Annotated in this window: 2 protein-coding genes; one reads left to right on the top strand and one right to left on the bottom strand. The window is 62.6% G+C overall.

Features of this window, described 5'->3' with window-relative positions; all coding sequences use genetic code 11:
• Positions 1–641 precede the first annotated feature (641 nt).
• On the top strand, positions 642–827 hold the full coding sequence (locus tag DMX10_RS32165) for a carbon storage regulator (protein ID WP_111264887.1): 186 nt from the start codon (positions 642–644) through the stop codon (positions 825–827).
• 67 nt (positions 828–894) lie between these two features.
• Here the strand turns inward: DMX10_RS32165 and DMX10_RS32160 are convergent, their stop codons facing one another.
• Positions 895–2,226 (bottom strand): PLP-dependent aminotransferase family protein, encoded by a 1,332-nt coding sequence (locus DMX10_RS32160; RefSeq protein WP_111264886.1) that lies wholly within the window; start codon positions 2,224–2,226, stop codon positions 895–897.
• Between the last annotated feature and the right edge of the window lie 127 nt (positions 2,227–2,353).

Raw genomic sequence — 2,353 nt, 5'->3', positions numbered from 1 at the left:
AAACTCTCGAATTCACGAGTGTTACTTGTGTTGCTGATAATCAGTCGACTACCAGTCTTACATCACAAGCACCCACACGAATTGCTTGATTCAAGTTGTTAAAGAGCAATTTCGATCAAGTCTTTCGCCTCAACCGAGGCCGCGCATTCTACAGCAGCCTTTCTTTCTGTCAAGCTGTTTTTCGAAGAATTTTTTCTTTCTACTCAACGACTTGCGCTTCAGTGAATCTTTCGCTTCACACCAGCGGGAGGCGAATTCTACAGCGTTTCAACTCGCTGTCAACACCTCTTTTTCAGTTTCTTTCGGAGTCATCCGAACGAAACTGGCGACACCTGAAACCAACCTGGCGCCACCCTTCCACCGCATCGATCAAGCCTTGGCCTGACCACCCTCCATCTACTCAACCTATTGATTTACAAGAGGTTTTTCTTGGATTCCGCTGTGGAAGTGGTGCGCATTATAGGGATACGAAACGGCACGTCAACACTTTATTGAAATCTTTTCGCGAGACCGCCCTGGAGTGCGACAGCCGCCGCTTCCTGGAGCCTTGCCGAACGAATCGCTGAACCGATGACCGACTTGCTACTCAAAGGTCCGAACCGTTTGCCACCCCGGCACAGCCCTATATAAGAGGAATCTCCATGCACGAGCTGACATTCGAAGTCGGTGAGCACTTCCAGATTGGCGATGGCATCGTCGTCAGAGTGATTGCCACCCAGGGCTCGCAGACCAAGCTGGGCATCGAAGCCCCCCGGGATGTAGCCGTACACCGCGAAGAGATCTACGAGCGCATCTGCAAGGAGCGGCAGCGATCGACCACCTGCTGAGTCTCTATATATAGAAGACGACGCAGTGCGCAGCGCCCCCCTCCTCCTGCCGCCGTCAAGAGCCTGGCTAGGTGAAGGCCTCCACGGTGGAGCGCACCTTCACCAGCGCATCACGCAACGCCCCCATTCCCACAGACCCCAATGCCAGCCTCAGCGCATGGGGTACCTGGGCGGACGTTGCGAAAGGCTCGGCGGTCGATACCGAGATCTGCTCACGCATCAGCGCCATCGCCACCTGGTCGGCCCGGGCATCCTCGGATAGCGGTAGCCAGAGGAAGTACGAATCGGGATGACCCACAACGCGCAGCCCCGCCAGTAGCTCGCCGGCCAGCGCCTGCCGAGCCCGGGCGTCTTGGCGCTTCTCCGACTCCAGACGCTCCACGGTGCCGTCCTCCACCCAGCCGCAGGCAATCGCCGTCAGCACGCCGGCGGTATTCCAGGCAGTCGCACGGATGGTGCGCTCCAGCGACGCCACCAGGGATGCGGGCGCCGCCACGAAGCCGACCCGCAACCCCGTGGCCACGCTCTTCGAAAAGCCCGAGACATAGACGGTCCGCTCCGGCGCCAGCGCAGCCACAGGCAGCGGCGAGTCCTCGACGAGAAAGGCATAGGCCGCGTCCTCGATGATGCGCAGATCATGGCGTCTCGCGATCGCCACCAATCGCTCCCGCTGCTCGACCGCCATCACCCAGCCCAAGGGGTTGTGCAGCGTGGGCATCGTATACAGCACCCGCACCGGCCTCTCCCGGCAGAGCCGCTCCAGCGCCGCGAGATCCGGCCCCGCCGCGCCACAGGGGATGGCCACCAGCTCCACCCGCAACGCCTCCGCCAGTACCTTGAAGCCCGGATAGGTCAGGGCATCCGCCGCCACCACATCACCCGGCTGCAGCAGCGCCATCATCGCCACCGCCAGCCCGTGCTGCGCGCCATTGACGATCAGCACCTGCTGCGCCGCCACCGCCAGCCCCCGGCAGAGCAGATGACGCGCCATCACCGCCCGCTCGTGCGAACGCCCGCCGTGGGGTTGATAGCGCAGCAAGGCCTCCAGGTCCCCACTCAGCGCCAGCTGGCGCAACGCGGTGCGCAACAGCTCCGCCTGCCCCGGCACCGAGGGATAGTTGAAGTTGAGATCGACCATCCCGGCTTCGACATCCCGCTGGTCCACCCCCAGCCCGGGCGGCAGCGACACCTCCCTGACGAACGTCCCGCGCCCCGTCTCCCCACTCACCAGCCCCATCGCCTCGAGCTCCGCATACACCCGGGACGCCGTGACCAACGCCAGCCCCTCCTCCGCCGCCAACTGGCGATGGGTCGGCAGGCGCGCGCCGGGCAGCAGGCGCCCCGCGCGGATATCAGCGGCAAACGCATCGACCAGGGCCTTGTAGCGCGAACGTGGCATCCGATGTATCCATGACAATATTTTGATTGTGCTGATTCTTGCTCCTAGCATCCGCCTCATCAAGCCGCGCAGCGCCCGAAAAGGCTGACCCAGCGGCCCCCGCGACCCGCAACGAGCGCCCAGGATG

Source organism: Pseudomonas sp. 57B-090624, assembly GCF_003234055.1.
Classification (GTDB): domain Bacteria; phylum Pseudomonadota; class Gammaproteobacteria; order Pseudomonadales; family Pseudomonadaceae; genus Metapseudomonas; species Metapseudomonas tohonis.
Note: the sequence above shows the minus strand (reverse complement) of the source record. Positions and strands in the feature narration are given on the sequence as shown.

Coding starts and splice junctions, on each gene's coding strand:
- DMX10_RS32165 (WP_111264887.1), top strand. CDS start 642: ATGCACGAGCTGACATTCGAAGTCGGTGAGCACTTCCAGATTGGCGAT.
- DMX10_RS32160 (WP_111264886.1), bottom strand. CDS start 2,226: ATGCCACGTTCGCGCTACAAGGCCCTGGTCGATGCGTTTGCCGCTGAT.